The organism is Streptomyces sp. NPDC033178 (assembly GCF_055577685.1).
The window spans coordinates 144,629-170,244 of record NZ_JBVIPT010000003.1; the positions used below are offsets into that span (position 1 = coordinate 144,629).

Here is a 25,616-nt window from a genome sequence, read left to right on the forward strand (position 1 = left end):
GCCGGACGCCACCGCCGTGCGGAACTTCCCGTCTCCGCACGGCGGGGGTGCTCCTCCTGTGATTCGAGCCCGCCCCGCCCAAGGGAGTCGGCCGTTGGAGACCGCAAGGTGACAGGCAAGAGAGCGCGCCCCGCCCTTCTCGTGGCGCTGCTGGGTGTCGTCCTGGCCGTCCTGTGCCTGCTGTCACTGGCGCTCGGCGCGGCCGACGTCCCGCCGGACCAGGTGATTGAGGCCCTGTTCGGCGATGCTCCGAGCCGTTTCGTGGACAACATCGTCTGGACGGCCCGTGTGCCGCGTACCGCCCTCGCGCTCACGGCGGGCGCGGCCCTCGGGCTGGCCGGCGCACTGATGCAGGCACTGACCCGCAACCCGCTCGCCGACCCCGGGGTGCTCGGGGTCAGCGCCGGTGCCTCCTTCGCCATCGTGCTGGCCGTCGGAGTGCTCGGCATCAACTCCCTGTACGGGTATGTGTGGTTCGCGTTCGCCGGAGCGCTGATCGCCACGGTCGCCGTCTATCTGCTGGGCGGTCTGGGGCGGTCCGGGATGACCCCGGTGAAGCTGGCGCTCGCGGGAATCGCCGTCACCTCGATGCTGTGGTCGTTCACCCAGGCCATCGTGCTCACCGACGTGGACGCGCTCAACAAGTTCCGCTTCTGGTCCGCGGGTTCGCTCGCGGACGCCGACAACGGCATGGTGTGGCGGGCCCTGCCCTTCCTCGTCGTCGGCGCGGCGCTGGCGCTGGCCTGCGCCCCGGCCCTCAACAGCCTGGCCCTCGGCGACGACGTCGCGGCCTCGCTCGGCCGGCGCCTCGGCCTAGTCCGGCTCGCGGGCGTCGCCGCGGTCACCCTGCTGACGGGCGCCTCGGTCGCCGTGATCGGCCCGGTCGTCTTCATCGGCCTTGTGGTCCCCCATGTCGCGCGTGTACTGGCCCAGTCGGCGGGCATCGGCCCCGACCAGCGCTGGCTGCTGCCGCTGTCCGCGGTGCTCGCCCCCAGCCTGCTGCTCACCGCCGACATCCTCGGACGCCTGGTGGCACGGCCCACCGAGATCCAGGCAGGCGTGCTGGTCGCCTTCATCGGCGGCCCGTTCTTCATCGCCATGGTCCGCAGGCGCAATCTGGCGGAGGTGTGAGCGTGCCGAACCCGAAGTCCGCGCTCAAGTCCCGCCCGGTTCCCGACGATTCGCCCGGTGGCCCCCGCTTCCGCACCTACCGGCTGGCCCTGCCGCCCGTCTCCGGTGTCTTCCGTCCCCGGCTGGTCGCCCTGTGCGCGGTGCTCACCGCCGCCATCTTCCTGCTGTTCTGCTGGGGCCTGACGACCGGCGACTATCCGATCGACTTCACCGATGTCGTACGGGCCCTGGTGGGCTCCGGCGACCCCGGAACCGTCCTCGTGGTGCGGGAACTGCGGCTGCCGCGCGCCCTGGTCGGACTGCTGGCCGGCATCGCCTTCGGTGTCTCCGGCGCCCTGTTCCAGACGATGACCCGCAATCCGCTGGCCAGCCCCGACATGATCGGCCTCACCCAGGGCGCGGGCACCGCCGTGGTCGCGGGCATCGTGCTGGGCTGGGACGGCGGCCTGGGCACCCAGGCCCTCGGACTGCTCGGCGCCCTGGCCTCGGCCCTGATCGTGTACGTGCTGGCCTGGCGGCGCGGCACCACCGGATACCGCATCGTCCTGGTCGGCATCGGCGTGGCCTGGATCTGCACCAGCGCCACCGACTACCTGGTGGCCAAGGGCGGACGCTTCCAGGCCCAGGCCGCCCTCGGCTGGCTGGTCGGCAACCTCAACGGCCGTACCTGGGACCAGGTCGGCCCGCTCGCCGTCGCGCTGGCGGTGCTGCTGCCGACGGCACTGCTGCTCGGCCGGCTGCTGCGCACCCTGCAGCTCGGCGACGACGTGGCCACCGGCCTCGGTACGCGCGTACAGCCCGTCCGCCTCGCCATCCTGCTCACCGGTGTCGGACTGATCGCGTTCGCCACCGCCTCCGCCGGTCCCGTCGCGTTCGTGGCGCTCGCCGCACCGCAGATCGCCCAACGGCTGGCCCGTACGGCCTGGCCGCCGACCGTCGCCTCGGGACTGACCGGGGCGCTGGTGGTCCTCGGCGGCGACCTCATCGCCCGTACGCTCGTCCCCGGCACGGAACTGCCGGTCGGAATCGTCACCGGAGTGCTCGGCGCACCGGTCCTGCTCTGGCTGCTCGCCCGCGCCAACCGCGCGGGTTCAGGAGGTTGAACCCATGTCGGCTGATCCCCGGTCGGATGGTCCCCGGTCGACCGACCGCGTGCCGGCCCCCGATCCGGACCTGCGCGCGAGCGGTCTGCGACTGGCCTACGACAGCAGGCTCGTCGTGGACGGCCTCGACCTGGCCGTACCGCCGGGCCGGATCACGGCCGTCGTCGGCGCCAACGCGTGCGGCAAGTCCACCCTGTTGCGCGCCCTCGCCCGGCTGCTGGCGCCCAAGGAAGGAGCCGTCCTCCTCGACGGCCGGGCCCTGCGGTCGATACCGAGCAGGGAGTTGGCCCAGCGCCTCGGCATCCTGCCGCAGAGTCCGGTCGCGCCGGAGGGACTGACCGTCATCGACCTGGTCAGCCGCGGCCGTTCACCGCATCAGACCTGGTGGCGGCAGTGGTCGAAGGCCGACGAGCAGGCCGTGCGGCAGGCCCTGGACGCCACCGGCATGGCGGACCTCGCGGACCGGCCCGTCGACGAGTTGTCCGGCGGCCAGCGCCAGCGCGCCTGGATCGCCATGGCGGTCGCCCAGGGCACCCCCGTACTGCTGCTCGACGAGCCGACGACGTATCTGGACCTGGCCCACCAGATCGACGTCCTGGACCTGATCACCGACCTCAACCGGCGCGAGAACCGCACGGTCGTCATGGTGCTCCACGACCTCAACCAGGCCTGCCGGTACGCCGATCACGTCGTCGCGATGAAGTCCGGACGGATCGTCGCCGAAGGAGGCCCCGCGGAGGTCATCACCGCCGCCACCGTCGAGGACGTCTTCGACCTGACCTGCCAGATCACGACGGACCCGGTCAGCGGCACCCCGCTGGTGATCCCGATAGGTCGTCACCACGGTGCCCCGTCGATTGGGACGGCGGTCCCGGCGGCCGAGTGAGCGCGCCCCTCAGGGGCGCGGGGCCGTGTCGATGTGCGGCTCCGCCGCGGGGCGCGGCCGGCCCCCACGCGCCCGCAGCCGAACAGCCCTGCGCCCGGCGGAGCGTCACGGCACGATCGTCGTCCCGGTTCCGGCGACACCGGCCAGCCCGTCGAGCAGCGCGTGCGGTGCGCGCCCGTCGAGCACCCGGGCCGCCCCCACCCCGCCCCTGACGGCCCTCAGACAGGCCTCCATCTTGGGCCCCATGCCGCCGTTCAGCCCCGGCAGCAGCCGCTCCAGTTCCCCCGCGCCGATCCGGTCGACGATCCGGTCGCTCTGTGGCCAGTCGGCGTACAGCCCGGGAACATCGGTGAGGACGACCAGGATCCGCGTCCCCAGCGCGGCCGCCAACGCCCCTGCCGCCGTATCGGCGTTGACGTTGTAGACCTGCCCGTCCTCGCCCCGGCCGACGGAGGAGATCACCGGGATGTGGCCGCTGTCGAGCAGGATGCCGACCACCGCGGTGTTCACCCGCGCCACGTCGCCGACCAGCCCGATGTCGACGGGCTCACCGGCCACTTCGGCATACCGCTTGACGGCGGTGAGGGTGTGCCCGTCCTCACCGCTGAGGCCGACGGCGTACGGGCCGTGTTCGTTGAGCAGTCCGACGAGTTCCTTCTGGACCTTGCCGGACAGCACCATGCGGACGACCTCCATGGTCTCCGGTGTGGTGACCCGGAGCCCGTTCAGGAAGGACGACTTGAGGCCCAGTCGGTCCAGATGGGCGCCGATCTGCGGACCGCCGCCGTGCACGACCACCGGTCTGACACCGGCGTGCCGCAGGGTGAGGACGTCCTGCGCGAAGGCCCGCCGGAGCGTGTCGTCGGTCATCGCGTGGCCGCCGTACTTGACGACGACCGTGCGCCCGCGCAGGGGCTCCAGCGCCACGAGGCGACCGGTGAGATCGGCAGCGGAGGACGTGACCTCGCAAGACGCGGCATCGAGGGGGGTGGCCGTTTCGGCCACGACGGCCCCGTTCACGGACGCCGGCCGCTGCGGGCCCCGTGCTTCTCGGCCAGGTCGGCCACGGAGTCGTCCCAGATCTTCTCGTATACGTGGTCGCTCTTCGGGTGGGTCACGGCCGTGACCACCTCGTGGTCGGAGTCCAACAGAGCCTGGAGCGTGCGGCGCCCCAAGGTCTGACAGCCGAACATGACGACCCGCATCGTCGATCCTCTCCTAGGACACACCATTGCAAGGTAAGGCTAACCTTATTTAACATCAGTGGCGCCTAGGGGAAGGAAAGTTGCGGTGAACGCACTGCATGACGAGCCGGACGCCATCCTTGACGTGCTCGGTATAGGTTTCGGGCCGTCAAATCTCGCACTGGCCATTGCGGTTGAGGAACACAACGCCCAAGTCGCTCCGGAGCACCGGATCCGCGCGGGATTCCTGGAGCGCCAGCCGTCGTTCGGCTGGCACCGGGGAATGCTCATCGAAGACGCCACGATGCAGGTGTCCTTTCTCAAGGACCTGGTCACCATGCGCAACCCGACCAGCGACTTCAGCTTCCTGTGTTTCCTGCGCGAGCGGGGCAGGATGGTGGACTTCCTCAACGCGAAGACGCTGTTCCCGTTGCGCATCGAGTTCCACGAGTACTTCGAATGGGCCGCCGCCCGGGTGGCCCACCTCGTCGACTACTCCGACGAGGTCGTGTCGGTCGACCCGGTGACCGGACCCGACGGGGAGGTCCGCTGGCTGGACGTGGTCAGTCGCGTGCCCGGCGTCCCCGGGCGGACCATCACCCGCAGGGCCCGGAACATCTCGGTGGCCGTCGGCCTGGAGCCGCACCTGCCACCGGACACCGCCCTGTCCGACCGCATCTGGCACAACAGCCAACTCGTCCCGCGCGTGCGCGAGTTGAACGAGTCCGGTACTCCGGTGGGCCGCGTCCTGGTGCTCGGCGCGGGCCAGAGCGCGGCCGAGGCGGTGGACTACCTGCACCAGTCCTTCCCCGAGTCGGAGATCTGCGCGATCTTCGCCAAGTACGGCTACACGCCCGCCGACGACAGCCCGTTCGCCAACCGGATCTTCGACCCGGAGGCGGTGGACGTCTACTTCCGCTCCAAACCTGAGGTGAAGCAGTCCCTGGTCGACTACCACCGCAGCACCAACTACTCGGTGGTCGACATGGACCTCATCGAGTCGCTGTACGCGACCATGTACCGCGAGAAGGTGCAGGGCCGTGAGCGGCTGCGCCTGCGCAACGTGTCCCGCATCCGGGACGTACGCAGTCTCGACGACCATCTGGAGGTCACTGTCGAGTATCTCCCCACCGGGGAACGGGAGGTGCTCTCCGCCGACCTGCTCGTCCACGCGACCGGCTACCGCCCCAGGGACCTCGACACCCTCCTGGGCAGGACCGCGAAACTCTGCCTGCGGGACGACAAGGACGCCGTGCGCGTCGGGCGCGATCACCGTGTCGAGCTCACGCCCGACGTCACGGCGGGCATCTATCTGCAGGGCGCGACCGAGCACACGCACGGACTCACCTCGACCCTGCTGTCCACCACGGCGGTCCGGTCCGGCGAGATCCTCGACTCCCTGCTCGCCCATCGCACGGACGACCTGGCGGACGGCCTCACCGCGCGAACCGGCTGAGGGTCCCCGCAGGCCGGGTGGGAGGGCACGGATCCACGTGCCGTCCCACCCGCACGGCCTGTCCGACGGGGCGGGACGTCCTGCGGGAACCGGTCGGCGGACAGCGGTGCGACGTCGCCCCCGGCTCGCTCCTCGGCTCCCGGCGGCGGGGCCGGCGAGACCCCCACGCACCACCGCCCCGACACCACCACCCTGAGGGACCACTGATGCCCGGCTCTTCCAGAAGAGGCACACGCCTCGTTTCGGCGCTCGCGTCGGCACTCCTCCTCTTCACCACCGCCGCGGCCTGCGGCTCCGAGGACGACAGCTCCGAAGCAGGCTCGGACTCGTCCGCTTCCGCGAACAGCGCCTTCCCGGTGACCGTCGCCCACAAGTACGGCAGCACCACCGTCAGGTCCGAGCCGAAGCGGATCGTCACGGTCGGGCTGACCGACCAGGACTCCGTGCTCGCGCTGGGCAAGGTGCCCGTCAGCACCACCCAGTGGCTCGGCGACTACAAGGGAGCCATCGGCCCGTGGGCCGCCGACGAGCTGGGCAGCGCGAAGGCCCCGACCGTCCTGAAGGACACCGGCACGGGCCCGCAGACGGAGAAGATCGCCGCACTCCGGCCGGATCTGATCCTCGCGGTCTACGGCGGTCTGACGAAGGACCAGTACACGACCCTGTCGAAGTTCGCCCCGGTCGTGGCCCAGCCGAAGGAGTACAACGACTTCGGTGTGCCGTGGCAGAAGCAGACCGAGATCATCGGCAGGGCGCTCGGTCAGGAGAGCAAGGCGAAGGAGCTGGTGAAGGGCGTCCAGGACGACATCGCGACCACGGCCGAGGACAATCCGGAGTTCGGGGAGTCGACCGGCGTGATGGCGACCCCGTACGAGGGCATCTTCGTCTTCGGCAGCCAGGACCCGCGCTCGCGCATCCTGACCGACCTCGGTTTCAAGCTGCCGAAGGACCTGGACAAGGTCATCGGCGACGAGTTCGGGGCCAACATCAGCAAGGAGCGCACCGACCTGCTGGACACCGACGCGATCGTGTGGATCGTCGGCGACACGGCCAAGGACGCGGCCACGCTCCACAGGAACGCCCTCTACGCCGACCTGAACGTGGTGAAGCTGGGGCGTGAGGTCTTCGTCAAGGAATCGAGCGACTACGGCAACGCCGTCTCGTTCGTGTCGGTGCTGAGCCTGCCGTACATGCTGGAGCGTCTGGTCCCGCAGCTGAGCGCGGCGGTCGACGGCGACACGGCCACGAAGGTCACCGGGCCGACGTCCTGACGACGTCCGCGAGGAACCCGGCGGATGTATACAGAGGGCCGGGGCCACGGGCGAGCCGTGTCCCCGGTCCCGCTGTGTCGCGCGTGTGACCTCGGCCCCGGCTGTGTCACGCGACACGCTCGCTACTGGAGACGCTGAAAGTATGATCAACCAATGTCTGACATGACCGAAACCACGCCCGGCTGGCTCCCGCACGACGAACTGGAGCAGGCGCGCGCACGCATGCCGATCCTGTACGTGGAGGCCGTGCCTGTCCGCGTCGACGACAGCGGCGAAGTCACCAGCATCGGACTGCTGCTCCGCATCGGGTCGGACGGGACGGTCAGCCGCGCGCTCGTCTCCGGCCGGGTGCTGCACCACGAGCGGGTGCGGGACGCCCTGCTGCGCCACCTGGAGAAGGACCTCGGCCCGGTCGCACTCCCCCGCGTGCCTGCCTCGCTGCAGCCCTTCACCGTCGCCGAGTACTTCCCGACGCTCGGGGTCACGCCGTTCCACGATCCCCGCCAGCACGCGGTGTCCCTCGCGTACATCGTCCCGGTGTCCGGTGACTGCCGTCCGCGGCAGGACGCTCTCGACCTGGTCTGGTTCAGCCCCGAGGAGGCCGCGTCTCCCGTGGTCATCAACGAGATGCCGGGCGGCACCGGAGCCCTCCTCAAGCAGGCCCTCGCGCACATCGGCCACCTGTCCTGACGGCGGGTGCCTGTCCTGCCCCGGAGCTTCTCAGAGTTCGAGACCGACGAAGCCGTCCGGCTCGTCCGGTGCCGGGGCCGTCACGGTGTAGCCGAAGCGATCCTTCAGGCCCGTGACGTCCCACAGTGCCGCCCGGTCGCGGTAGTTGAAGACGAGTTCCTTCCGGGCGCCGCCGTGCTTGAGGATCCGGGCGATCGCGATCTCGTTGGGGTGGTCGTGCCGCGCGCCGCTGGTCGATATCAGGTAGCGGTCGCAGTCGATCAGGTCGAGGAGTTCGTTGGAGAGGTTGTGGTCGCTGCCGTGGTGGGCGACCTTGAGGAGGTCGACATGCATCCGTCCGCCCTCCGCCTCGGCCCGGGGCCGTATCGACGCCACGAGCCGGCGGTCGTCCGCGTCACCGGTGAGGACGATCCGCTTGTCCTCGAACTCGAAGAGCAGGCCGATGCTCGACACGTTCGTCTTCGACGTGTCCGGCTTGAACACCGACGCGGCCAGCCGGTCCACGTTCACGCCGCCGAAGTGCTCGAAGCCCGGGACCGGAGGGTTCTCCTCGGGATCCCGGCCGGGAATCAGACCGTGTCTGGCGCATTCCGCGGTCCAGGCGGGCGCCAGCTTCTCCAGCTGTCTGCGGTCGGGTGAGAGCACGTCCATCGTGGATCCGTCGTCGAACCACGCGAGTTCCCGGCCGACCTCGACACCGCGACCGCCGAACGCGTCGTTCCACGGCACCTTCTGCTCCAGCAGGGCGCTGGTGAGCTTCTCACCGTCCTGGGCGCCGAACCCCTCGGTGTCGAGGAGGTGGTCGAAGCCGTTGAACCACACGTCCCCGAACTCCACGGACCGGTCCGGGTCGTCCAGCAGGGCGAGCACCCCGAGGATGTGGTCCTGGTCGACATGGGTGACGACGAGGACGTCGACCTGACCGTCGAGCCCGGCGAGCGTGGGCTTGATCAGCGGGTACGTGCCCGAACGGCCGCCGTCGACGAGGATCCGGCGTACGAAGCCGCCGTCGCCGTACTCCAGGAGCAGGCAGTCGCCGTCCTCGCCGGGCATCATCGTGAACCGGATCATTGCTGTCTCCCTCGCAGAGCGACGACCACGAACGGCTCGCGCATGTCGACACGCCACGACAGGCGGCGGGCCTGTTCGAGCCGCGCGGCGCACCCGGGGTCGTCGGGGAACTCGGAGAGCCCGTGGATGAGGCGGCTCAGGCCCAGGGTGAAGACCGGCACTCCGCGGTCGAAGGCCTCGACCAGGGCGTCCCGCGCCGCCTCCCGCTCCGGCTCGGTGTGGGCCCGGCGCAGATGCCGCATGGCCCAGAGCAGGGATCCGTCGCTCATCCAGTCGAACTCGTGCCGCAGCCGGGACAGCCACGGGTCCCAGCGGTGCGGCCGCTCGGTCAGCTCGCTGCCGACGAGGACGTAGGCGCCGGCCACCGCCGCTAGCGGGTTGGTCATCCTGCCGTCGTAGAGCATCGTCTCCGCGTCCCTGACCAGCGTCGCCGCCGCGTCGAAGGCGCCCCGGGCCATGTAGGCCAGGGCGGGCCCCACCCGGCTGTCCCGTACGGACACCGAGACGGCGCTGCCGGTGGGGCTCTGCCGTTCGTTGACGAGGACCTCGATCTGCGCGGCACCCCAGGGCGCGGGCAGGGTGACGACGTACTCGGTGCCGGCCAGTGAGACGACCAGGAACTGGCGTGGGCCCAGAGGCACGTCGAGCGTGTGGTCGCCCCGCTCGTCTACCGGGCCGTGCTCGCCGAAGCGGTACAGCCGGGCGGCGGCGTCGCCCAGTTCGAGACTGGCGACGGAGTGCGGTTCGGAGCGGGCGATCTCGAACGCGACCAGTTGCCTCGCGGGCCCGTCGGTCAGCCGGAGCATCGCCGGGAACTGCCAGCTCGTCGGCTTCGGGTCGCCGACCCAGGCCGCGTGTCCGGGTTCGATGAACGCACCGCGCTCCCAGGTCCCGGACCGCGAGCCCAGGGAGCGGGGCACGGGAATCGGGGCCCCGTCGTGGTAGGCCCCGTAGGACTCGATGTTGCCCATGAGGTGCTGCCAGGAGTGGGACTCGAAGGGCGAGGCCGCCGGGCGGAGCGTCACCTGCTTCTCCTCGCCGTCCGCCACCTCGGCGTCCTTGGAGAGCACGACCCCGGAGGGCAGTGTGGCGGACACGATGTAGTGGCCGGGGTCGACCTCGAACCGCGCCGGAGCCGCCGTGGTCCCGCAGGGAAGGAGGACGGCACGGTGGCCGGGGCCACTGCCCTCGGACGGGTAGATGTTGCCGACCACCTTGGCCCCGTCGGCGAGGTCGGCTTCGTGGAGGCTCAGTTCGACGTTGACGCTCAGGCCCGCGCTCATGGCTTCTCCAACTTCACGCGGCGGAACACCGGACGTACGGTGACGGACTTCGTCCGCACGTCCTGGTCGCCGAGTCTGGCCTCGAAGTCGTAGTCCCCGAAGCGCAGTTCGATGGCCCACTCGCTGTCGGGGTTCTCGCCGTCGACGTCTCCCGCGGCCCGATGCAGCCGCTCAAGACCGTCTTCACGGCAGACGAACTCGGCCTCGGCGTTGTCCTCGGCGGGATCGCAGCCGACGTACACCGGGACGACCGGTGGTCCCGGCAGCTGGTGGAGGACGAACACGGGCAGTTCGCCGACCGAGGGGACCTGGACGCCCGCGACCGCCCCGGCGAACCGCGGCTGGCGCATGAAGTGGTCGATCGCCTTGAGCAGATCGGAGGTGTCGACCCGCCAGTCGCCCTCGGGATCGTCGCTCGCCGCGCCGGAGAAGCTCTTCAGCAGGGCCTCGGTGAACAGGCTCACCTGACCGGGCCGCGCGTGCGAGCGGTCGCCGGACAGGGTGGCGTAGTACGGGATGTGGAAGCGGCGCGGCAGATCCAGGGGCCGTGTCCCGGCGCCGAGGGGCGAGCGCCCCGCGAACCGCGCGCCCGAACGCTCGATGAGGACATCGGAGTTGGACCGGCAGGCGTCGACGAAGAAGACCTGCTCGCTCGCTCTGCATCGCTTGAGGCCGTTCATCAGGCCCGCGAAGTCCAGTGCGCTGTTGAGGGGGTTGTGCTCGTCAGCGAAGATGTCCGCCGCCAGGAGAGCCATGTCGTCGCCCTGCGAGACTCCGTGGCCGCAGAAGTAGAAGACGAGCCGGTTGTCGACATGGCTGTCGCCGCGGTCGTACCACTGGGTGACCGCCGTGAGGATGTTGTCGATGGTGGCGGTCTCGACCTCGTGGGCCTGCTGGGTCCGGGGGTTCACGAACGGGGTCGGCGCTTCCTCACTGAGCAGCAGGGCGAGACTGCCGAGCGGTCGCCCGGGATCGTGGTACTCGGCCAGCAGCCAGGTCGCGAGCGTACGGGCGGAGATGGGCGGCGAGCTGAGCTGCCGCATCCCGTCGGGATCGGCGACCGGTGCCTCGCCACCAGCGAGATGGGGATACTTGCCGACGCCGATGACCAGTGCGTGGGTGCGCGGAGGACCGGCGTGCTCATCGAGATGGACCACGGAACCGGCCATGGATCCTCCGGAACCCCTACTACCGCGCCGGAGCATGCCCGCAGGCAGCCTTTTCCTTATTATATTCCTGAGACATCCATTATGTCCCGATATGTCACCCAGTGATCGTGTTCCTCGGTGAACGTGAGGCCCGCCATGGCCAAGAATCTCGTCGTCTGTCTGGACGGCACGGGCAATCAGTTGAAGGCGAAAGGGAACACCAATGTCGTCCGGCTCTACGAAATGCTGGACCTCACCGATCCCGCCCGGCAGATCGCCTACTACGACCCCGGTGTCGGCACGTTCTCGGCCGCGGGTGCCTGGACACCCATGGGCCGGCATCTGTCGAAACTCCTCGGTCTCGCCTTCGGATCCGGAATGCGGACCAACCTCGCCGAGGCGTACACGTACCTGATGCGGCACTACCAACCGGGCGACCGAATCTACGTGTTCGGCTTCAGCCGCGGCGCCTACACGGCCCGTGCCCTCGTGGGCATGCTCAAGGCGGTCGGTCTGATGCGGCCCGGCATGGAGAACCTCGTCCCGTACGCCGTGTCCGTGTACGCGAGGAACAAGGACTGGACGCGGGAGGACTGGGACCAACTCCACCGTTTCGCGGGCGCGTTCAGCAACGCGGTCGAGGGGCGGGTCGGCATCCGCGTCGAGTACCTGGGAATCTGGGACTCCGTGAAGGCCGCGGGCCTCCTGCGCTGGAACCTGCGGTGGCCGTACACCCGTCAGGCTCCGAACGTCCGCCGCATCCGCCACGCCGTGTCCATCGACGAGAAGCGCAGACCGTATCGCGAGTATCTCGTCACCCCCGCCGAGGGGGAAAAGAAGCAGGCCGTCCCGTCGACGGTCGAGCAGGTCTGGTTCGCCGGGGTCCATTCCGACGTCGGCGGGACCTTCGACGACGATCCGCGGCTCGCCACGATCGCGCTCAAGTGGGTCGTGGACGGCGCCCTCGAAGCGCGGGACGGCGAGCCCGAAGCGCGTCTCCTCCTGAAGCCCCGGGCCTACGAGCGCGAGGTGACCCTCGTGCCCGAGGACGCCCTGGGCACGGTGCACCGGATGGGCTGGATCTGGGCCCTGCTCACCTACCGGCGCCGTCGTCTTCCGCAGGGCGCGCACGTCCACGAGAGCGTCCGCGCGCGGCTGGAGAAGGACGCCGGCCACGCGGGCCGGATCCCGCCGACGGCGGTCTGGTCGGACACCGGCTGGCTCACCGCCCAGGAGTGATCCCTCTGGCTCACGGCCCCGGAGTGCCCCCTGGCTCACCGCCCGGCAGTGATCCCCACAGGGCGGTGGAGGTACGCGCCAACTGGCTCGCCGACGATCTTGCCTGCCCGCAGGATGTGATGCCCCCTCAGGAAGGTGTCCGTGACCTGGGCGGTCAGCTCGAAGCCCTCGAACGGGGTGTACTCCTGCGTCGACTCCGACTCGGCGGCGCGGACGGTCCGGGTTCGCCCCGGGTCGACCAGGGCGATGTCGGCGTCGAAGCCGGGTGCGAGGGCGCCCTTGGTGCGCAGCCCGTAGCGCCGGGCCGGGTTCCAGGAGGTCAGCGCCGCGATCCGGCCGAGAGGCAGGCCGCGCTTGCTCCCCTCGGTGATCAGTCCGGGGAGGAGGTACTCGGCCCCGCCGAACCCCGACCTGGCCAGGAACACGTCGTCCTTGGGCTCGCCGAACTTCGCCTTCTCGCGGCAGCACGCGTGATCGCTGACGACCCAGTCGGCGGTGCCGTCGAGCACGTACTCCCACAGCGCCTCGACGTCCTCGCGGGGCCGCAGCGGAGGGTTGACCTTGCCGCCGAGTCCGTGCGCGGTGGTGATGTCCGCGAGCAGGTGCCCGACGGTGACCTCGCGACGGAAGTCGATGTGCGGGGCGGCCCCGGGGGCGGCGAACCGCCTCCCGGGACCCCTCAATTCCCTCCGAACCCTTCGAACTCTCCGAACCCTTCGGCCGGAACGGTCGGAACGGTCGGAAGGGGCGGAAGGGTCAGCCGATCTCGACGAGCAGGTCGCCGCCCTCCACCTGCTGGATCTTGTTGATGGCCAGCCTGGACACCGTGCCGGCCTTCGATGCGGTCACCGAGGCCTCCATCTTCATGGCCTCGATGGTGGCCACCGTGGCACCGGCCGCCACCTCGTCGCCCTCGGCGACCGCGAGCGTCACGACCCCGGCGAACGGCGCGGCGACATGGCCGGGGTTGGCCCGGTCGGCCTTCTCCGTCGCCGGGATGTCGGAGGCGACCGAGGTGTCGCGCACCTGGATCGGCCTCAACTGGCCGTTCAGGGTGGACATCACGCTACGCATCCCGCGTTCGTCCGCCTCGCCCACGGCCTCCAGCTCGATGAGCAGCCGTACGCCCTGTTCGAGATCGACCGCGTACTCCTTGCCCGGACGCAGCCCGTAGAAGAAGTGCTTGCTGTCCAGCACGCTGGTGTCGCCGTAGGTCTGACGGTGTGTCTCGAACTCGCGTGTCGGACCGGGGAACAGCAGCCGGTTGAGCGTCGTACGCCGGGCCTTCGCGAGACCCGTACGGTCGTCCGCGGTCAGTTCCTCGACGGGCTTGGGGGCGGCGCGGCCCTCCAGTGCCTTGGTGCGGAACGGCTCGGGCCAGCCGCCGGGCGGGTTGCCCAGCTCGCCGCGGAGGAAGCCGATGACGGAGTCGGGGATGTCGAACCTGTTCGGCGTCGCCTCGAAGTCCGCCGGTGACACGCCGGCGCCCACCAGGTGGAGCGCGAGGTCACCGACCACCTTGGAGGACGGGGTGACCTTCACCAGATGGCCGAGGATGCGGTCGGCGGCGGCGTACATCGCCTCGATCTCCTCGAAGCGGTCGCCGAGGCCGAGCGCGACCGCCTGGGTGCGCAGGTTGGAGAGCTGCCCGCCGGGGATCTCGTGGTGGTAGACCCGCCCGGTCGGCGAGGCCAGTCCCGCCTCGAAGGGCGCGTAGATCTTGCGGACGCTCTCCCAGTACGGCTCCAGGTCGCCCACGGCCTGAAGGCTCAGCCCGGTGGACCGCTCGGTGTAGTCGGTCGCGGCGACGATGCCCGACAGCGACGGCTGCGAGGTGGTGCCCGCCATCGACGCCACCGCTCCGTCGACCGCGTCCGCGCCTGCCTGGATCGCCGCGAGGTAGGTGGCGAGCTGGCCGCCCGCGGTGTCGTGGGTGTGGATGTGCACCGGCAGGTCGAACTCGCGGCGCAGCACCGATACGAGGGTCGCGGCGGCCGGGGCCCGCAGCAGGCCCGCCATGTCCTTGACGGCCAGGACGTGGGCACCGGCCTCGACGATCTGCTCGGCGAGGCGGAGGTAGTAGTCCAGCGTGTAGAGCCGCTCGGACGGGTCGGACAGGTCGGAGGTGTAGCAGAGGGCGACCTCGGCGATCGCCGTTCCCGTCTCCCGTACGGCGTCGATGGCGGGACGCATCTGTCCGACGTCGTTCAGCGCGTCGAAGATCCGGAAGATGTCGATGCCGGTCGCCGCGGCCTCCTGGACGAAGGCGTCGGTCACCTCGGTCGGGTACGGCGTGTAGCCCACGGTGTTGCGGCCGCGCAGCAGCATCTGCAGACAGATGTTCGGCACGGCCTCGCGGAGCGCGGCGAGGCGTTCCCAGGGGTCCTCGGCGAGGAAGCGGAGCGCGACGTCGTAGGTGGCGCCGCCCCAGCACTCCAGGGACAGCAGCTCGGGCAGGGTCCGCGCCACGACGGGCGCGACGGCGAGCATGTCCTTGGTACGCACCCGGGTGGCGAGCAGCGACTGGTGGGCGTCGCGGAACGTGGTGTCGGTGACACCGATGGCCGGTGACTCGCGCAGCCATCGGGCGAAGCCCTCGGGGCCGAGTTCGACGAGCCGCTGCCGGGACCCGGCGGGCGGTTCCGTGGCCGGCACGGGCGGGACCTTGGTGACGGGGTCGCTCAGCTCGGGCCGTTCGCCGTGCGGCTTGTTCACCGTGATGTCGGCGAGGTAGGTGAGCAGCTTCGTACCGCGGTCGGCGGAGTGGCGGGCCGTGAGGAGGTGCGGACGCTTCTCGATGAACGACGTCGTGACCTGGCCCGCCCGGAAGTCCGGGTCGTCGAGCACGGCCTGCAGGAACGGGATGTTGGTGGCCACGCCGCGGATGCGGAACTCGGCCACGGCACGCCTGGCCCGGCCGATCGCGGTGCTGAAGTCGCGCCCCCGGCAGGTGAGCTTGACCAGCATCGAGTCGAAGTGCGCGCTGATGTCCGTACCGGCGTGGGTGGTGCCGCCGTCCAGGCGGATGCCCGAACCCCCGGGCGAGCGGTAGGCGCTGATCTTCCCGGTGTCCGGGCGGAAGCCGTTGGCCGGGTCCTCGGTGGTGATACGGCACTGGAGCGCGGCGCCGTGCAGGGTGACGGTCTCCTGCGAGAGCCCGAGGTCGGCCAGGGTCTCGCCGGAGGCGATGCGCAGCTGCGACTGCACGAGGTCGACGTCGGTGACCTCCTCGGTCACCGTGTGCTCGACCTGGATGCGCGGGTTCATCTCGATGAAGTGGTAGTTGCCCTCGCGGTCGAGGAGGAACTCCACGGTGCCGGCGTTGCGGTAGCCGATCTCCCGGGCGAACCGTACGGCGTCGGCGCACATCCGGTCGCGCAGATCGGGGTCGAGGTTCGGCGCGGGGGCCAGCTCGATCACCTTCTGGTGGCGGCGCTGCACCGAACAGTCGCGCTCGAAGAGGTGGATGACATTGCCCTCCCCGTCCGCGAGGATCTGCACCTCGATGTGACGGGGCTCGACGACGGCCTTCTCCAGGAAGACCGTGGAGTCGCCGAACGCGGACGCGGCCTCACGGGACGCCGCCTCGATGGACTCGCGCAGCTGGGCGGGCTCCTCGACCCGCCGCATGCCGCGCCCGCCACCGCCGGCGACGGCCTTGACGAACACGGGGAAGCCGATGTCCTCGGCGGCGCGGACGAGTTCGTCCACGTCGGTGGTGGGTTCCGAGGAGCCGAGCACCGGTACGCCGGCCGCGCGGGCGGCGGCCACCGCGCGCGCCTTGTTGCCGGTCAGCTCCAGCGTGTCGGCGCTCGGGCCGACGAAGGTGATGCCGGCCTCCTCGCAGGCGCGCGCCAGGTCGGGGTTCTCGGAGAGGAACCCGTATCCCGGGTACACGGCATCCGCTCCCGCCCGCTGCGCCGCGCGGACGATCTCCTCCACCGACAGGTAGGCCCGGACCGGGTGTCCGGGCAGGCCGATCTCATAGGCCTCGTCGGCCTTCAACCGGTGCAGTGAATTGCGATCCTCGTGCGGGAAGACGGCCACGGTCCTCGCGCCCAGCTCATAGCCGGCACGGAACGCGCGAATAGCGATCTCACCACGGTTGGCGACCAGCACCTTGCGGAACATGTGGATCCCTTCAGCCTGCCCGGTGACGCGCACCATCGTGTCGGCCCCGCCCGCCCCGCGCCATGTGAGCCGGGCCACTCGTCCGGATGCCCCCGGCCGCCGGAGCAGCCGGGTACCCGGCCAAGACGCCCAGTGGGCGGCCTGGCGGGCCACCGGCGAACTCCTTGAGCGGTCGGGCGGCTACCCAGTTACGGGGTGCGCAGTCACGTGAGCCCGAAGGTCGGATCGACACCGGTCAGATCGCGACTGGCCTCCCACAGACTCGCCGCGACGGCCCGGTCCGCCAAAGCGTCGCGCACCGGTTCGAGCGCGGGCAGGCCTCGCAGGCCGAACACCCGGGGTCCCCACAGCTGCCCGCCGCTCACGGACGGATCGAGAACGGCCCGTACGGCAGGCCACGCGGCGTGCTCCTTGCCCTGGACGAGCAGACCGGCGGGGAGGCCTCGCAGCCGTTCGCCGGTGGTGCGCCGGTGCACGTCCGCGCGTTCGGGAGTCAGGGAGTCCAGCGCACCGCCGGGGTGGGTCACCACGCTCGACACAGGGCTCGCGGCGGCCCGCAGCCGGCGGTCGAGCTCGAAGCCGAAGAGCATCTGCGCCAGCTTGGAGCGGGAGTAGGTGCGCTTGGGCCGGTAGTCCCGGGTGCTCTGCAGGTCGGCGAGGTCCAGTCGCACGGACTTGCCCGTGAAGCTTCCGGTGGTGACGACGCGGCCGGCAGGCGCGGCCGCCAGCAGGGGCGCGAGCCATCCCGTCAGCGCGAAGTGCCCCAGGTGGTTGATGCCGAACATCCACTCGTTGCCGTCCGCGGTCTCCCGGCGCTCCGGCTCCTCGATCAGGACCCCGGCGTTGTGGACCACCGCGTCCAGACGGTCCGCCTCCAGCGCGTCCGCACAGGCGCGCAGCGAGGACAGGTCGGCGAGGTCCAGCCTCAGATGACGTACGTGTGCGTCGGGGACACGGGAGCGGATGGAGACCATGGCCGCTTCGGCCCTGGCCGCGTCACGGCTGCCGAGCACCACCGTGGCGCCGGTGCCGGCGAGCTGCTCGGCGACGAAGTACCCGATGCCCGCGTTGCCGCCGGTGACCAGGAAGGTCTTGCCGTCGGCACGCGGGAGCCGGTGAACGGACCACGGCCGGGACTGGACTGCGGACGACATGGCACGCTCCTTGCGCTCGGGACGATCCGGCTGCGGTGGACGGGCCGTGCGTTCACGGCCCGTCGCCCACATCCCCAAGATCCCGGCGGCCTCCGACAGATCGCCGACAGCTGCCGTCCGCCGCCGACAGACGAGCGACACAGCCGCTCCCCCCGCAGCGGTTCGAGGCGTCCCTCGCCCACCCGGGCTCGCGTCGAGACGTCCATCCGGCTCGCGTTCAGAGCAGGTCGGCCCGGGCCGCACTGCCGTCGACAGGGTCGTCGACGGGGTCCATGGCGTCCTCGTCGAGGAAGCCGCCCGACTGGTGCTGCCAGAGCTTCGCGTACGCGCCCTCCGACGCGAGCAGTTCCTGGTGCGTGCCCTGCTCGATGATCCGTCCGCGGTCGAGGACGACGAGTCGGTCCATGGTGGCGACCGTGCTCAGCCGGTGCGCCACCACGAGCGCCGTCCGTCCCTCCATGAGCCGCCACAGCGCCTCCTGCACGAGGATCTCGCTCTCGGAGTCCAGCGCGCTGGTGGCCTCGTCGAGCAGCAGGATCGGCGCGTCGCGCAGGATCGCCCTGGCGAGAGCGACCCGCTGGCGCTGTCCGCCGGACAGCTTCACACCGCGCTCGCCCACCATGGTGTCGAAGCCGTCCGGTAACGCGTCGGCGAACTCCGCGACGTGCGCCGCCTCGGCCGCGCGGCGGATCTCGGCGTCGGTGGCGTCCGGCCGGGCGAACGCGATGTTCTCCCGCAGTGTGCGGTGGAACATCGCCGGGTCCTGCGGGACGTACGCGATCAGACCGCGCAGGTCGGCCTGGCGCAGCCTGCTGATGTCCTGGCCCCCGATCAGGATCCGGCCCGCCTCGATGTCCGTCATCCGCAGCAGCAGCCGGGTGAGCGTGGTCTTGCCGCCGCCGGACCGTCCGACGAGGCCGATCTTCGTCCCGCTGGGCACGGCCAGGTCGAGGTCCTGGAAGAGCGGCTGCGCGCCCCCGTGGGCGAAGGTCACCTGCTCGAAGCGGACGTCGGCGGCCCTGGGCAGAGCCGCAGGCGACGCCGGGTCGAGCACGGTGGGCGGCGCCAGCAGCAGTTCGGTGAACTGTGCGGCCTCCGTCATCGAGCTCTCCAGGCGGCGGTAGATCTGGTTGAACTCGAACATGATCCGCGTCGCGTTCGAGTAGTACGTGAAGGCGACCACGACCGCCTCCACGCCGAGGCTGCCCCCGCCGAGCGCGACCGCGAGCAACAGGCCCAGCGCGTTGGTGAGTACGGACATCGGCGCGACCAGCGTGTCGATGCGCAGGTTGCCGTAGTCCCACGACCTCAGCGTGAGCCGTCGTGACTCCGCGACGCGGGAGCGGTGCTCGGCGGCCTCACGTTCCTCGGCCGCGAACGCCCGGACCGTGTCCATGTTCATCAGGCTGTCGGCGACATGGCCCGCCACCCTGGCGATCGCCTCCTCGCGCTTGTCGACGAGCGCCTGCCGGCGGCGGATGAGGGGCACCACGAACAGCGCCGTGATCGCGATCATCGTCAACAGGCCGACGACGAGCAGCGGTTCGTAGCGCCACAGCACCACCGACCCGAACACGAGCGGCACGAAACTGGCCACGACCTGGAACGTCAGTGTGTCGATGAACTCCTCGAAGCGGGACGCGAAGCTCAGCACCCGCTTGGTCAGCGCCCCTGCGAAGTTGTCGTGGAAGAACGCCGCGTCCTTGGCGAACAGCTCGTCCATGCCGATCACGTACAGCTGCTCGATACCGCGGGCGGCAAGGCGGTTCAGACAGTGCAGGCCGATGCGCCACAGTATTTCCGCGAGCAGCAGGACGCCGGCGAAGCCGAGAACGTACGGCAGCGTCGAGCCGAGGGTGATGCCGGCGTCACCGGCGATGCGGCCGACGAGCTTCGCGACGATGAGCGGCGCGATGTAGTTGATGCCGATGTTGCCCAGTGCGGGCATCAGCATCGCGGGTACCGTCAGCCACCTGAGCCGGGCCAACTCCCGTCCGTAGTATCGGAGTGCAAGGAGCACCGAGCCCTTGCTCCGCGGAACCTCTCGCGATTCGGGCGATCCCATTCCAACCCTGTGGTGTTGTGTGCCGACTGGAACCAAATCGTCCCGCGACGGCACCCCCGGAGTCCAAGCGTTTTCTCAGCCGCCGGCCCGCCGCGCACCGGTACGCCCGCAGGCGCGCGCCGGCACGAACCGAGGGTGACCGCCGCCCGCCACCGGACCGACCGTCGGGTCCTGGACCGGTGGCACGCCACGGGCCGTCGCGAAATGTTTTCACCACGGGCACAGAATTACTTCGCGTTCTCCTCAATTGCGTTTTACCCTCCGCGATTTGTTCGCCGGCCGGCCAACGGGATTGCCGCACGAATAGCCGGGCATAATTGCGTGCGAATCTCGGCCCGGCCGGTTGAATGCGCGTATCGACACCGCTCGTTCATCCGGGTACGACACACAGAAGGACCAGCCCTGTGATATCCAGCTCCACCCGAAACGACCATCTGCCGGTCTACGAGAGCCTGGTGCGCGAGCGCGGTGACGTCGTGGAGGAAGCTCGTGCGGTGGCCGAGCAGACGCAGCGCCAGATGACCGAAGCACTCAACGGACACGAAGGGGTTCAGCCGGAACACGGTCCCCGGTGAGCCCGCTCCGGCCGGGCGCAGCGCACCGCTGTAACCCACAGACCCCCCGGAGAACCCGCGCAGGAGTCTCACACAGACTGCACACAGTCCTTCGAAAGCCTCGTTAGCGTTGCAGGCCGCTCGATCCCACGTACGAACGTGCCCGGGCCGCGGCCCGGAGGGTCGACGGTGCGTCAACCCAGGAAGACCCCAGATGGACTACTGCACCTCCTGCCGCCGGCATCTCAACGGCGCCCTGGTGTGTCCCGGGTGCGGTGCCTACGCCCCGGACATCGCCCCGATCACCGCCGACGGCCACACCTCTGCGGCCACCTCGACGGGGTCGCGCACCGAGCCCGTATGGGAAGCCGCCTCCTCCGACGCGTGGCACGACGGCCGACCGCACGCCGCGGACGGGGCGGCGATCACGGCGGCCTTGAGCGAGTACCCGCGGACCGACCCGGGCGACGACCTCGCACCCGTGCCGTCCGCCCCGCAGGGACGGGCGGCACGGCGTCGTCAGCGGGCCCGCTGGAAGAAGAACCAGCGCCGGGCCGTGGTGGCGACCGCCGTCGCACTCGTCGGAGGCGGCCTGACGGTGTCCGTGATGGACCAGCAGTCCGGTGACCGGGCACAGGCTGCCACGGCACCGGAGTCCGCCGGCGCGGACACGGACACCGCGGACGGACCGTCTACGCCTTACACGCAGCCGAGCAGGACACGGCCCGACAGCGGCGCGTCCTCCCCCACGTCCTCCGCGCCCGAGCGCCCCAGTCGGCAGCGCACCGCCGCCCCGCCCCACAGCACGCCCTCGAACCTTCAACCCGACTCGGCCGCCCCGCCGCGCACGACGCCGGAGTCGACCCCTCGGCCGCAGACGACGTCCCCGGCCTCGCCCACCCCCGAGGACACGGTCTCCGACCGCAACGAGGCGCAGACCGGTCAGACGTCCACGCCCTCGGCCACCGAGCCGAGTTCACAGCCGCCGCAGACGACGAGCCCCGCGCCGACCGCGACTTCGCCGTCGCAGATCTGCCTGCTGGTGGTGTGCCTCGGCTGACGGCGTCGAACCAGCCAGGCTCCCCGACCGCGCCCGGCGCCCGCCGACCTATTCTTCGGCCGTGGCCGAGAGCGAACCGATGCGCCTTCCCGACATGCCGCTGCACGATCCGTTCGTCGTCGCCGACCCGAGGACGCGCGCCTGTCACCCGGTTCCGCGGCGGCGGACTCGCGCAGGCGCGGCGCGGTGGCCGCCTCCTCGGGAAGGGCCGCGGCGAAGGTGTCGACGGCGGCCTTGTCCACCTCCGGGTGGAACTGGAGCCCCCAGGCCGCACCCCCGATCCGGAACGCCTGCACGCGACAGCGGTCGCAGGAGGCCAGCAGCGTCGCCCAGGCCGGGAGGTCCATGGTGTCGCCGTGCGGTGCGGGACCCGGAGCCGTTCGGGGGCGCCGGCGAATAGGGGGTCGGTGCGCGCGTCCCGGCCCGTCCGGTGCTCGCCCCGGCCGATCCGCGCTCCCGCCTCCCCCGGACGGGCCCTGCCACCGGCCGCCACCGCAAGCAGCCGCGCCCCCAGGCACACCCCGAGCACCGGCACCTCGGCGGCCGGCGCGGCACGCGGCAACGCCGGTTCGGCCGCGCGGCCGGTGAAGTCCTCGTACGCCGCCGTCGGCCCGCCCATCACCACGAGCGCCACCGCTCCGGCGAGGGTGTCCGGTACCGGGTCACCGACCCAGGTCCGGCACACCCGCACCGGCAGCCCGACGGCTTCCAGGGCCGCGCCGATGGCGTACGGCCCCTCGCGCCGTACGTGCTCGACGACCAGGACGCCCGCCTGCTGCCATAGGACTCACCGGGCTCCTCCCACCTCCCGGACGACCGTACCCGGGCAGCCGTCTCGTACAAACGCACATTCCAGCCCCGTGAATAAATGATCCGGCTCATGCAATGAGACAGTAGGCTTTCGCCTTGTATTTGCGGCAGTATCATCGGCGCATGCACACCTACCGGATCGGGGACGCCGTCGCCCTGCTCGGTGTCAGCGCCGACACCGTGAGGCGCCTGGTCGACGGTGGGAAACTCGCCGCCGAACGCGACGGGATGGGCCGCCGGATCATCCCCGGGCCGGTCCTCGCCGCCTATGCCAGGCAGTTGCACCGCACGGACCGGGAGAACGCCGGCTCCTCGGCCCGCAACCGCCTCTCCGGCATCGTCACGGACGTGATCCTCGGAGACGTGTCCGCGCAGGTGGAGATCCAGGCGGGACCGTTCCGGGTGGTGTCCCTGGTCAGCCGCGAGTCGGCTGAGGAGTTGAAGCCGGAGCCCGGTGTTCCGGCGGTTGCCGTGATCAAGTCGACCAACGTGGTCGTCGAGAGACCGTAGAAGGGTCCCGCGGTGGATTCTTCGTCATGTGACAAAGGGAGCAGATCCGTGATGACTCGTTCCGCGCGCCGGACCCGCCGGACCCTGCAGGTGGCCGGTGCGGGAGCCGCCGCGTTGCTGGCCCTGAGCGCCTGCTCCTCCTCGGACGACTCGTCGACGGAGTCCGGCTCCTCCGCGTCGGCGTCCTCGTCCCCGAAGCTGTCCGGCACGGTGACCGTGTTCGCCGCGGCCTCTCTCAAGGAGAGCTTCACCGCGCTGGGCAAGGAGTTCGAGCAGGAGCACCCCGGCACGAAGGTCACCTTCAGCTTCGGCGGCAGCGACTCTCTCGCCGCGAGCATCACCGGCGGCGCCCCGGCCGACGTGTTCGCCTCCGCCAGCCCCAAGACGATGGCGATCGTCACGGACAAGGGCGACGCGTCGGGGACGCCCGCCACCTTCGTCCGCAATCAGCTGGAGATCGCCACCCTGCCCGGCAACCCGGACAAGATCGCCTCTCTCAAGGACCTCACCAAGTCGGGCCTGAAGGTCGTCCTCTGCGACAAGACCGTGCCGTGCGGGGCCGCCGCCCAGAAGGCGCTCGACGCCAGCAAGCTCAAGCTCACACCGGTCTCGTACGAGCAGGACGTCAAAGCCGCCCTGACCAAGGTCGAGCTCAAGGAGGCCGACGCGGCCGTCGTCTACAAGACCGATGTGAACGCCGCCGGTGACAAGGTGGAGGGCGTGGACTTCCCCGAATCGGCCGACGCCATCAACGGCTACCCGATCGTCCGGCTCAAGGACGCGCCCAACGCCGAGGCGGCCAAGGCGTTCATCGCGCTCGTGCAGTCCGCCGACGGCCAGAAGGTCCTGACCGAGGCCGGGTTCCTCAAGCCGTGACCTTCCCGACCGACGCACCCGACAAGTCCGCCGCCGCGGCCGACACCCTCCGGGGTGGGCCACGGCGCGGGCGCACCCGGACGGGCTTCGGCCGGGGCGTACCGCTGCCCCTGCTGGTGCCCGCGCTGCTGGGCCTGGCGTTCCTGGTGCTGCCGCTGATCGCCCTGCTGGTCCGCACCCCCTGGCACAGCCTGCCGGACCAGCTGACCAGCCCCGAGGTCTGGCAGGCGCTGAAGCTGTCCCTGCTGTGCGCCACTGCGGCGACCGCGGTGAGCCTGGTGATCGGGGTGCCGCTGGCCTGGCTGCTGGCCCGGGTCGAGTTCCCCGGGCGCGGCCTCGTACGGGCTCTGGTCACGCTGCCGCTCGTCCTGCCCCCGGTGGTGGGCGGTGTGGCACTGCTGATGGCGCTGGGCCGCAACGGCATCGTCGGGCAGTGGCTGGACGCGTGGTTCGGGATCACGCTGCCGTTCACCACCACCGGTGTCGTCGTCGCCGAGGCGTTCGTGGCGATGCCGTTCCTGGTCATCAGCGTCGAGGGCACCCTGCGCGCCGCCGACCCCCGCTACGAGGAGGCGGCCGCCACACTCGGCGCCTCCCGCTTCACCGCCTTCCGCCGCGTCACGCTCCCGCTGATCGCGCCCGGCATCGCGGCGGGCGCGGTCCTGGCCTGGGCACGGGCGCTCGGCGAGTTCGGCGCGACGATCACCTTCGCCGGCAATTTCCCCGGCCGTACGCAGACCATGCCGCTGGCCGTCTACCTGGCCCTGCAGAGCGACCCGGAGGCGGCCATCGCCCTCAGCCTGGTGCTGCTCGCCGTGTCCGTCGCGGTCCTGGCCGGGCTGCGCGATCGCTGGATGACCGCCTCATGACCCACACCGAGAAGACCGAGAAAGCCGAGCAGTCCGCGTACGAGGCCACGGGCGGCCCCGGCCCCGCTCCGACGGGGCTGGACGCCCATCTGGTCGTCGAGCGCGGCTCGTTCCGGCTCGACGTGGCGCTGACCGCCGCGCCCGGCGACGTCGTCGCGCTGCTGGGCCCCAACGGCGCCGGAAAGACCACGGCCCTGCGCGCCCTGGCCGGCCTGACACCGCTCACCGGCGGCCGTCTCCGCCTGGACGGTGCGGCGTTGGAGCGTACTCCGCCCGAGTCGCGCCCCGTCGGTGTCGTCTTCCAGGACTACTTGCTCTTCCCGCACCTCACGGCCCTGGACAACGTGGCCTTCGGCCCGCGCTGCCACGGTGCGACCAAGGCGGAGGCCCGCACCCAGGCCGCCCAGTGGCTGGAGCGGATGGGCCTCGCCGAGCATGCCGACGCCAAGCCCCGCCGTCTCTCCGGTGGTCAGGCCCAGCGCATCGCCCTCGCCCGCGCCCTCGCCACCAACCCCCGCCTGCTCCTCCTCGACGAACCCCTCGCCGCCCTCGACGCCCGCACCCGCCTGGAGGTACGGACCCAACTCCGCCGCCACCTGGCCGAGTTCGAGGCCGTCGCCGTACTCGTCACGCACGACCCGCTCGACGCCATGGTTCTGGCCGACCGCCTCGTCGTCATCGAGGACGGCCGCATCGTCCAGGAGGGCACCCCCGCCGACATCGCACGCCACCCGCGCACGGACTACATCGCGCATCTGGTCGGCCTGAACCTCTACAAGGGACGGGCCGAAGGCCACACGGTCCACGTGGACGACGGCCCGTCGATCACCACCACGGAGGATCTGACGGGCCCGGTCTTCGTCGCCTACCCACCGAGCGCGGTCACCCTCTACCGGGACCGCCCCACCGGCTCCAGCGCCCGCAACCTCTGGCAGTGCGAGGTCGCCGGCATGGAGACCCACGGCGACCAGATCCGGGCCGACCTCACCGGCGAACTCCCCCTCGCCGCCGACCTCACCACCGTCGCCGCCGCCGAACTCGACCTCCACCCCGGAGCCACGGTCTGGGCGACGGTCAAGGCGGCCCAGACCCATGCGTACCCGGCCTGAGGCGGCACGGCACGAC

At 70.9% G+C, this 25,616-nt stretch carries 21 protein-coding genes and 2 pseudogenes; 13 read left to right on the forward strand and 10 right to left on the reverse strand.

Features of this window, described 5'->3' with window-relative positions; all coding sequences use genetic code 11:
* The first annotated feature begins 108 nt into the window (after positions 1-108).
* The 3 genes from ACZ5VQ_RS07955 (at position 109) to ACZ5VQ_RS07965 (ending at position 3,120) form a co-directional block, all read left to right on the forward strand.
* Positions 109-1,131, forward strand: coding sequence for a FecCD family ABC transporter permease (locus tag ACZ5VQ_RS07955; RefSeq protein ID WP_469104168.1), 1,023 nt, complete (start codon positions 109-111; stop codon positions 1,129-1,131).
* Between the two features lie 83 nt (positions 1,132-1,214).
* Positions 1,215-2,234, forward strand: a complete 1,020-nt coding sequence (locus tag ACZ5VQ_RS07960; RefSeq protein ID WP_469104570.1) for a FecCD family ABC transporter permease — start codon at positions 1,215-1,217, stop codon at positions 2,232-2,234.
* Between the two features lie 4 nt (positions 2,235-2,238).
* The gene (locus ACZ5VQ_RS07965) at positions 2,239-3,120 is read left to right on the forward strand and encodes an ABC transporter ATP-binding protein (RefSeq protein WP_469104169.1); all 882 of its coding nucleotides are present in this window, start codon (positions 2,239-2,241) and stop codon (positions 3,118-3,120) included.
* A 105-nt stretch (positions 3,121-3,225) separates the two neighbouring features.
* Here ACZ5VQ_RS07965 and argB read toward each other — a convergent pair whose 3' ends face one another.
* Both argB and ACZ5VQ_RS07975 read right to left on the reverse strand, forming a co-directional pair.
* Positions 3,226-4,047, reverse strand: a complete 822-nt coding sequence (gene argB, locus ACZ5VQ_RS07970) for an acetylglutamate kinase (protein WP_469104571.1) — start codon at positions 4,045-4,047, stop codon at positions 3,226-3,228.
* A gap of 116 nt (positions 4,048-4,163) precedes the next feature.
* Positions 4,164-4,325 (reverse strand): annotated as a pseudogene (locus ACZ5VQ_RS07975) (methionyl-tRNA formyltransferase); the annotation flags it as partial.
* A gap of 85 nt (positions 4,326-4,410) precedes the next feature.
* Between ACZ5VQ_RS07975 and ACZ5VQ_RS07980 the strand changes: the two are divergent.
* From ACZ5VQ_RS07980 to ACZ5VQ_RS07990, 3 genes are all read left to right on the forward strand, one after another.
* Positions 4,411-5,760 carry a lysine N(6)-hydroxylase/L-ornithine N(5)-oxygenase family protein gene (locus ACZ5VQ_RS07980; RefSeq protein WP_469104170.1) on the forward strand — a complete coding sequence of 450 codons (1,350 nt, stop codon included), beginning with the start codon at positions 4,411-4,413 and terminating at the stop codon, positions 5,758-5,760.
* Between the two features lie 206 nt (positions 5,761-5,966).
* Positions 5,967-7,031, forward strand: coding sequence for an iron-siderophore ABC transporter substrate-binding protein (locus ACZ5VQ_RS07985; RefSeq protein ID WP_469104171.1), 1,065 nt, complete (start codon positions 5,967-5,969; stop codon positions 7,029-7,031).
* Positions 7,032-7,193: 162 nt separating this feature from the next.
* Positions 7,194-7,721, forward strand: coding sequence for an NUDIX hydrolase family protein (locus ACZ5VQ_RS07990; protein WP_055612524.1), 528 nt, complete (start codon positions 7,194-7,196; stop codon positions 7,719-7,721).
* A 30-nt stretch (positions 7,722-7,751) separates the two neighbouring features.
* Here ACZ5VQ_RS07990 and ACZ5VQ_RS07995 read toward each other — a convergent pair whose 3' ends face one another.
* The 3 genes from ACZ5VQ_RS07995 to ACZ5VQ_RS08005 are packed head-to-tail and all read right to left on the reverse strand — an operon-like array spanning position 7,752 to position 11,244.
* The gene (locus tag ACZ5VQ_RS07995) at positions 7,752-8,792 is read right to left on the reverse strand and encodes a ComEC/Rec2 family competence protein (protein ID WP_469104172.1); all 1,041 of its coding nucleotides are present in this window, start codon (positions 8,790-8,792) and stop codon (positions 7,752-7,754) included.
* Complete coding sequence (locus ACZ5VQ_RS08000) at positions 8,789-10,075, reverse strand: hypothetical protein (protein WP_469104173.1); 1,287 nt, start codon at positions 10,073-10,075, stop codon at positions 8,789-8,791. The genes ACZ5VQ_RS07995 and ACZ5VQ_RS08000 overlap by 4 nt, the downstream gene beginning before the upstream one ends.
* Positions 10,072-11,244 (reverse strand): caspase family protein, encoded by a 1,173-nt coding sequence (locus tag ACZ5VQ_RS08005; RefSeq protein WP_469104174.1) that lies wholly within the window; start codon positions 11,242-11,244, stop codon positions 10,072-10,074. Before ACZ5VQ_RS08005 ends, ACZ5VQ_RS08000 begins: the two co-directional genes overlap by 4 nt.
* A gap of 135 nt (positions 11,245-11,379) precedes the next feature.
* On the opposite strand from ACZ5VQ_RS08005, the gene ACZ5VQ_RS08010 reads away from it, so the two are divergent.
* Positions 11,380-12,462: a DUF2235 domain-containing protein gene (locus tag ACZ5VQ_RS08010; RefSeq protein WP_469104175.1), complete on the forward strand. Its 1,083-nt coding sequence runs from the start codon at positions 11,380-11,382 to the stop codon at positions 12,460-12,462.
* Between the two features lie 35 nt (positions 12,463-12,497).
* Here the strand turns inward: ACZ5VQ_RS08010 and ACZ5VQ_RS08015 are convergent, their stop codons facing one another.
* The 4 genes from ACZ5VQ_RS08015 to ACZ5VQ_RS08030 all read right to left on the reverse strand — a co-directional run bounded on the left by ACZ5VQ_RS08015 (position 12,498) and on the right by ACZ5VQ_RS08030 (position 19,812).
* The gene (locus tag ACZ5VQ_RS08015) at positions 12,498-13,145 is read right to left on the reverse strand and encodes a dihydroorotase (RefSeq protein WP_469104176.1); all 648 of its coding nucleotides are present in this window, start codon (positions 13,143-13,145) and stop codon (positions 12,498-12,500) included.
* Positions 13,146-13,218: 73 nt separating this feature from the next.
* Positions 13,219-16,593 carry a pyruvate carboxylase gene (locus ACZ5VQ_RS08020; RefSeq protein WP_469104572.1) on the reverse strand — a complete coding sequence of 1,125 codons (3,375 nt, stop codon included), beginning with the start codon at positions 16,591-16,593 and terminating at the stop codon, positions 13,219-13,221.
* A gap of 203 nt (positions 16,594-16,796) precedes the next feature.
* Positions 16,797-17,747, reverse strand: a complete 951-nt coding sequence (locus ACZ5VQ_RS08025; protein WP_469104177.1) for an SDR family NAD(P)-dependent oxidoreductase — start codon at positions 17,745-17,747, stop codon at positions 16,797-16,799.
* 217 nt (positions 17,748-17,964) lie between these two features.
* Positions 17,965-19,812, reverse strand: coding sequence for an ABC transporter ATP-binding protein (locus ACZ5VQ_RS08030; protein ID WP_469104178.1), 1,848 nt, complete (start codon positions 19,810-19,812; stop codon positions 17,965-17,967).
* Positions 19,813-20,216: 404 nt separating this feature from the next.
* On the opposite strand from ACZ5VQ_RS08030, the gene ACZ5VQ_RS08035 reads away from it, so the two are divergent.
* Positions 20,217-20,387: a hypothetical protein gene (locus ACZ5VQ_RS08035; RefSeq protein ID WP_200402108.1), complete on the forward strand. Its 171-nt coding sequence runs from the start codon at positions 20,217-20,219 to the stop codon at positions 20,385-20,387.
* Positions 20,388-20,580: 193 nt separating this feature from the next.
* Positions 20,581-21,426, forward strand: a complete 846-nt coding sequence (locus tag ACZ5VQ_RS08040) for an SCO2400 family protein (RefSeq protein WP_469104179.1) — start codon at positions 20,581-20,583, stop codon at positions 21,424-21,426.
* A gap of 427 nt (positions 21,427-21,853) precedes the next feature.
* Here ACZ5VQ_RS08040 and ACZ5VQ_RS08045 read toward each other — a convergent pair.
* Positions 21,854-22,117 (reverse strand): annotated as a pseudogene (locus ACZ5VQ_RS08045) (glutamine amidotransferase-related protein); the annotation flags it as partial.
* Positions 22,118-22,359: 242 nt separating this feature from the next.
* Here ACZ5VQ_RS08045 and ACZ5VQ_RS08050 point away from each other — a divergent pair.
* Genes ACZ5VQ_RS08050 through ACZ5VQ_RS08065 form a run of 4 tightly spaced genes read left to right on the forward strand, consistent with a single transcriptional unit; the run spans position 22,360 to position 25,600 of the window.
* Positions 22,360-22,746 carry a TOBE domain-containing protein gene (locus ACZ5VQ_RS08050; RefSeq protein WP_469104180.1) on the forward strand — a complete coding sequence of 129 codons (387 nt, stop codon included), beginning with the start codon at positions 22,360-22,362 and terminating at the stop codon, positions 22,744-22,746.
* A 51-nt stretch (positions 22,747-22,797) separates the two neighbouring features.
* Positions 22,798-23,622, forward strand: a complete 825-nt coding sequence (gene modA / locus ACZ5VQ_RS08055; RefSeq protein ID WP_469104573.1) for a molybdate ABC transporter substrate-binding protein — start codon at positions 22,798-22,800, stop codon at positions 23,620-23,622.
* Entirely contained in the window at positions 23,619-24,491 is an 873-nt protein-coding gene (locus ACZ5VQ_RS08060) for an ABC transporter permease (RefSeq protein ID WP_469104181.1), read from the forward strand. The genes modA and ACZ5VQ_RS08060 overlap by 4 nt, the downstream gene beginning before the upstream one ends.
* Entirely contained in the window at positions 24,488-25,600 is a 1,113-nt protein-coding gene (locus ACZ5VQ_RS08065) for an ABC transporter ATP-binding protein (RefSeq protein WP_469104182.1), read from the forward strand. Before ACZ5VQ_RS08060 ends, ACZ5VQ_RS08065 begins: the two co-directional genes overlap by 4 nt.
* Positions 25,601-25,616: the final 16 nt, after the last annotated feature.

Coding starts and splice junctions, on each gene's coding strand:
- ACZ5VQ_RS07990 (WP_055612524.1), top strand. CDS start 7,194: ATGACCGAAACCACGCCCGGCTGGCTCCCGCACGACGAACTGGAGCAG.
- ACZ5VQ_RS08000 (WP_469104173.1), bottom strand. CDS start 10,075: ATGAGCGCGGGCCTGAGCGTCAACGTCGAACTGAGCCTCCACGAAGCC.
- ACZ5VQ_RS08010 (WP_469104175.1), top strand. CDS start 11,380: ATGGCCAAGAATCTCGTCGTCTGTCTGGACGGCACGGGCAATCAGTTG.
- modA (WP_469104573.1), top strand. CDS start 22,798: ATGACTCGTTCCGCGCGCCGGACCCGCCGGACCCTGCAGGTGGCCGGT.
- ACZ5VQ_RS08040 (WP_469104179.1), top strand. CDS start 20,581: ATGGACTACTGCACCTCCTGCCGCCGGCATCTCAACGGCGCCCTGGTG.
- ACZ5VQ_RS08005 (WP_469104174.1), bottom strand. CDS start 11,244: ATGGCCGGTTCCGTGGTCCATCTCGATGAGCACGCCGGTCCTCCGCGC.
- ACZ5VQ_RS08030 (WP_469104178.1), bottom strand. CDS start 19,812: ATGGGATCGCCCGAATCGCGAGAGGTTCCGCGGAGCAAGGGCTCGGTG.
- ACZ5VQ_RS07985 (WP_469104171.1), top strand. CDS start 5,967: ATGCCCGGCTCTTCCAGAAGAGGCACACGCCTCGTTTCGGCGCTCGCG.
- ACZ5VQ_RS07965 (WP_469104169.1), top strand. CDS start 2,239: ATGTCGGCTGATCCCCGGTCGGATGGTCCCCGGTCGACCGACCGCGTG.
- ACZ5VQ_RS08020 (WP_469104572.1), bottom strand. CDS start 16,593: ATGTTCCGCAAGGTGCTGGTCGCCAACCGTGGTGAGATCGCTATTCGC.
- ACZ5VQ_RS08050 (WP_469104180.1), top strand. CDS start 22,360: ATGCACACCTACCGGATCGGGGACGCCGTCGCCCTGCTCGGTGTCAGC.
- ACZ5VQ_RS07995 (WP_469104172.1), bottom strand. CDS start 8,792: ATGATCCGGTTCACGATGATGCCCGGCGAGGACGGCGACTGCCTGCTC.
- ACZ5VQ_RS08025 (WP_469104177.1), bottom strand. CDS start 17,747: ATGTCGTCCGCAGTCCAGTCCCGGCCGTGGTCCGTTCACCGGCTCCCG.
- ACZ5VQ_RS08065 (WP_469104182.1), top strand. CDS start 24,488: ATGACCCACACCGAGAAGACCGAGAAAGCCGAGCAGTCCGCGTACGAG.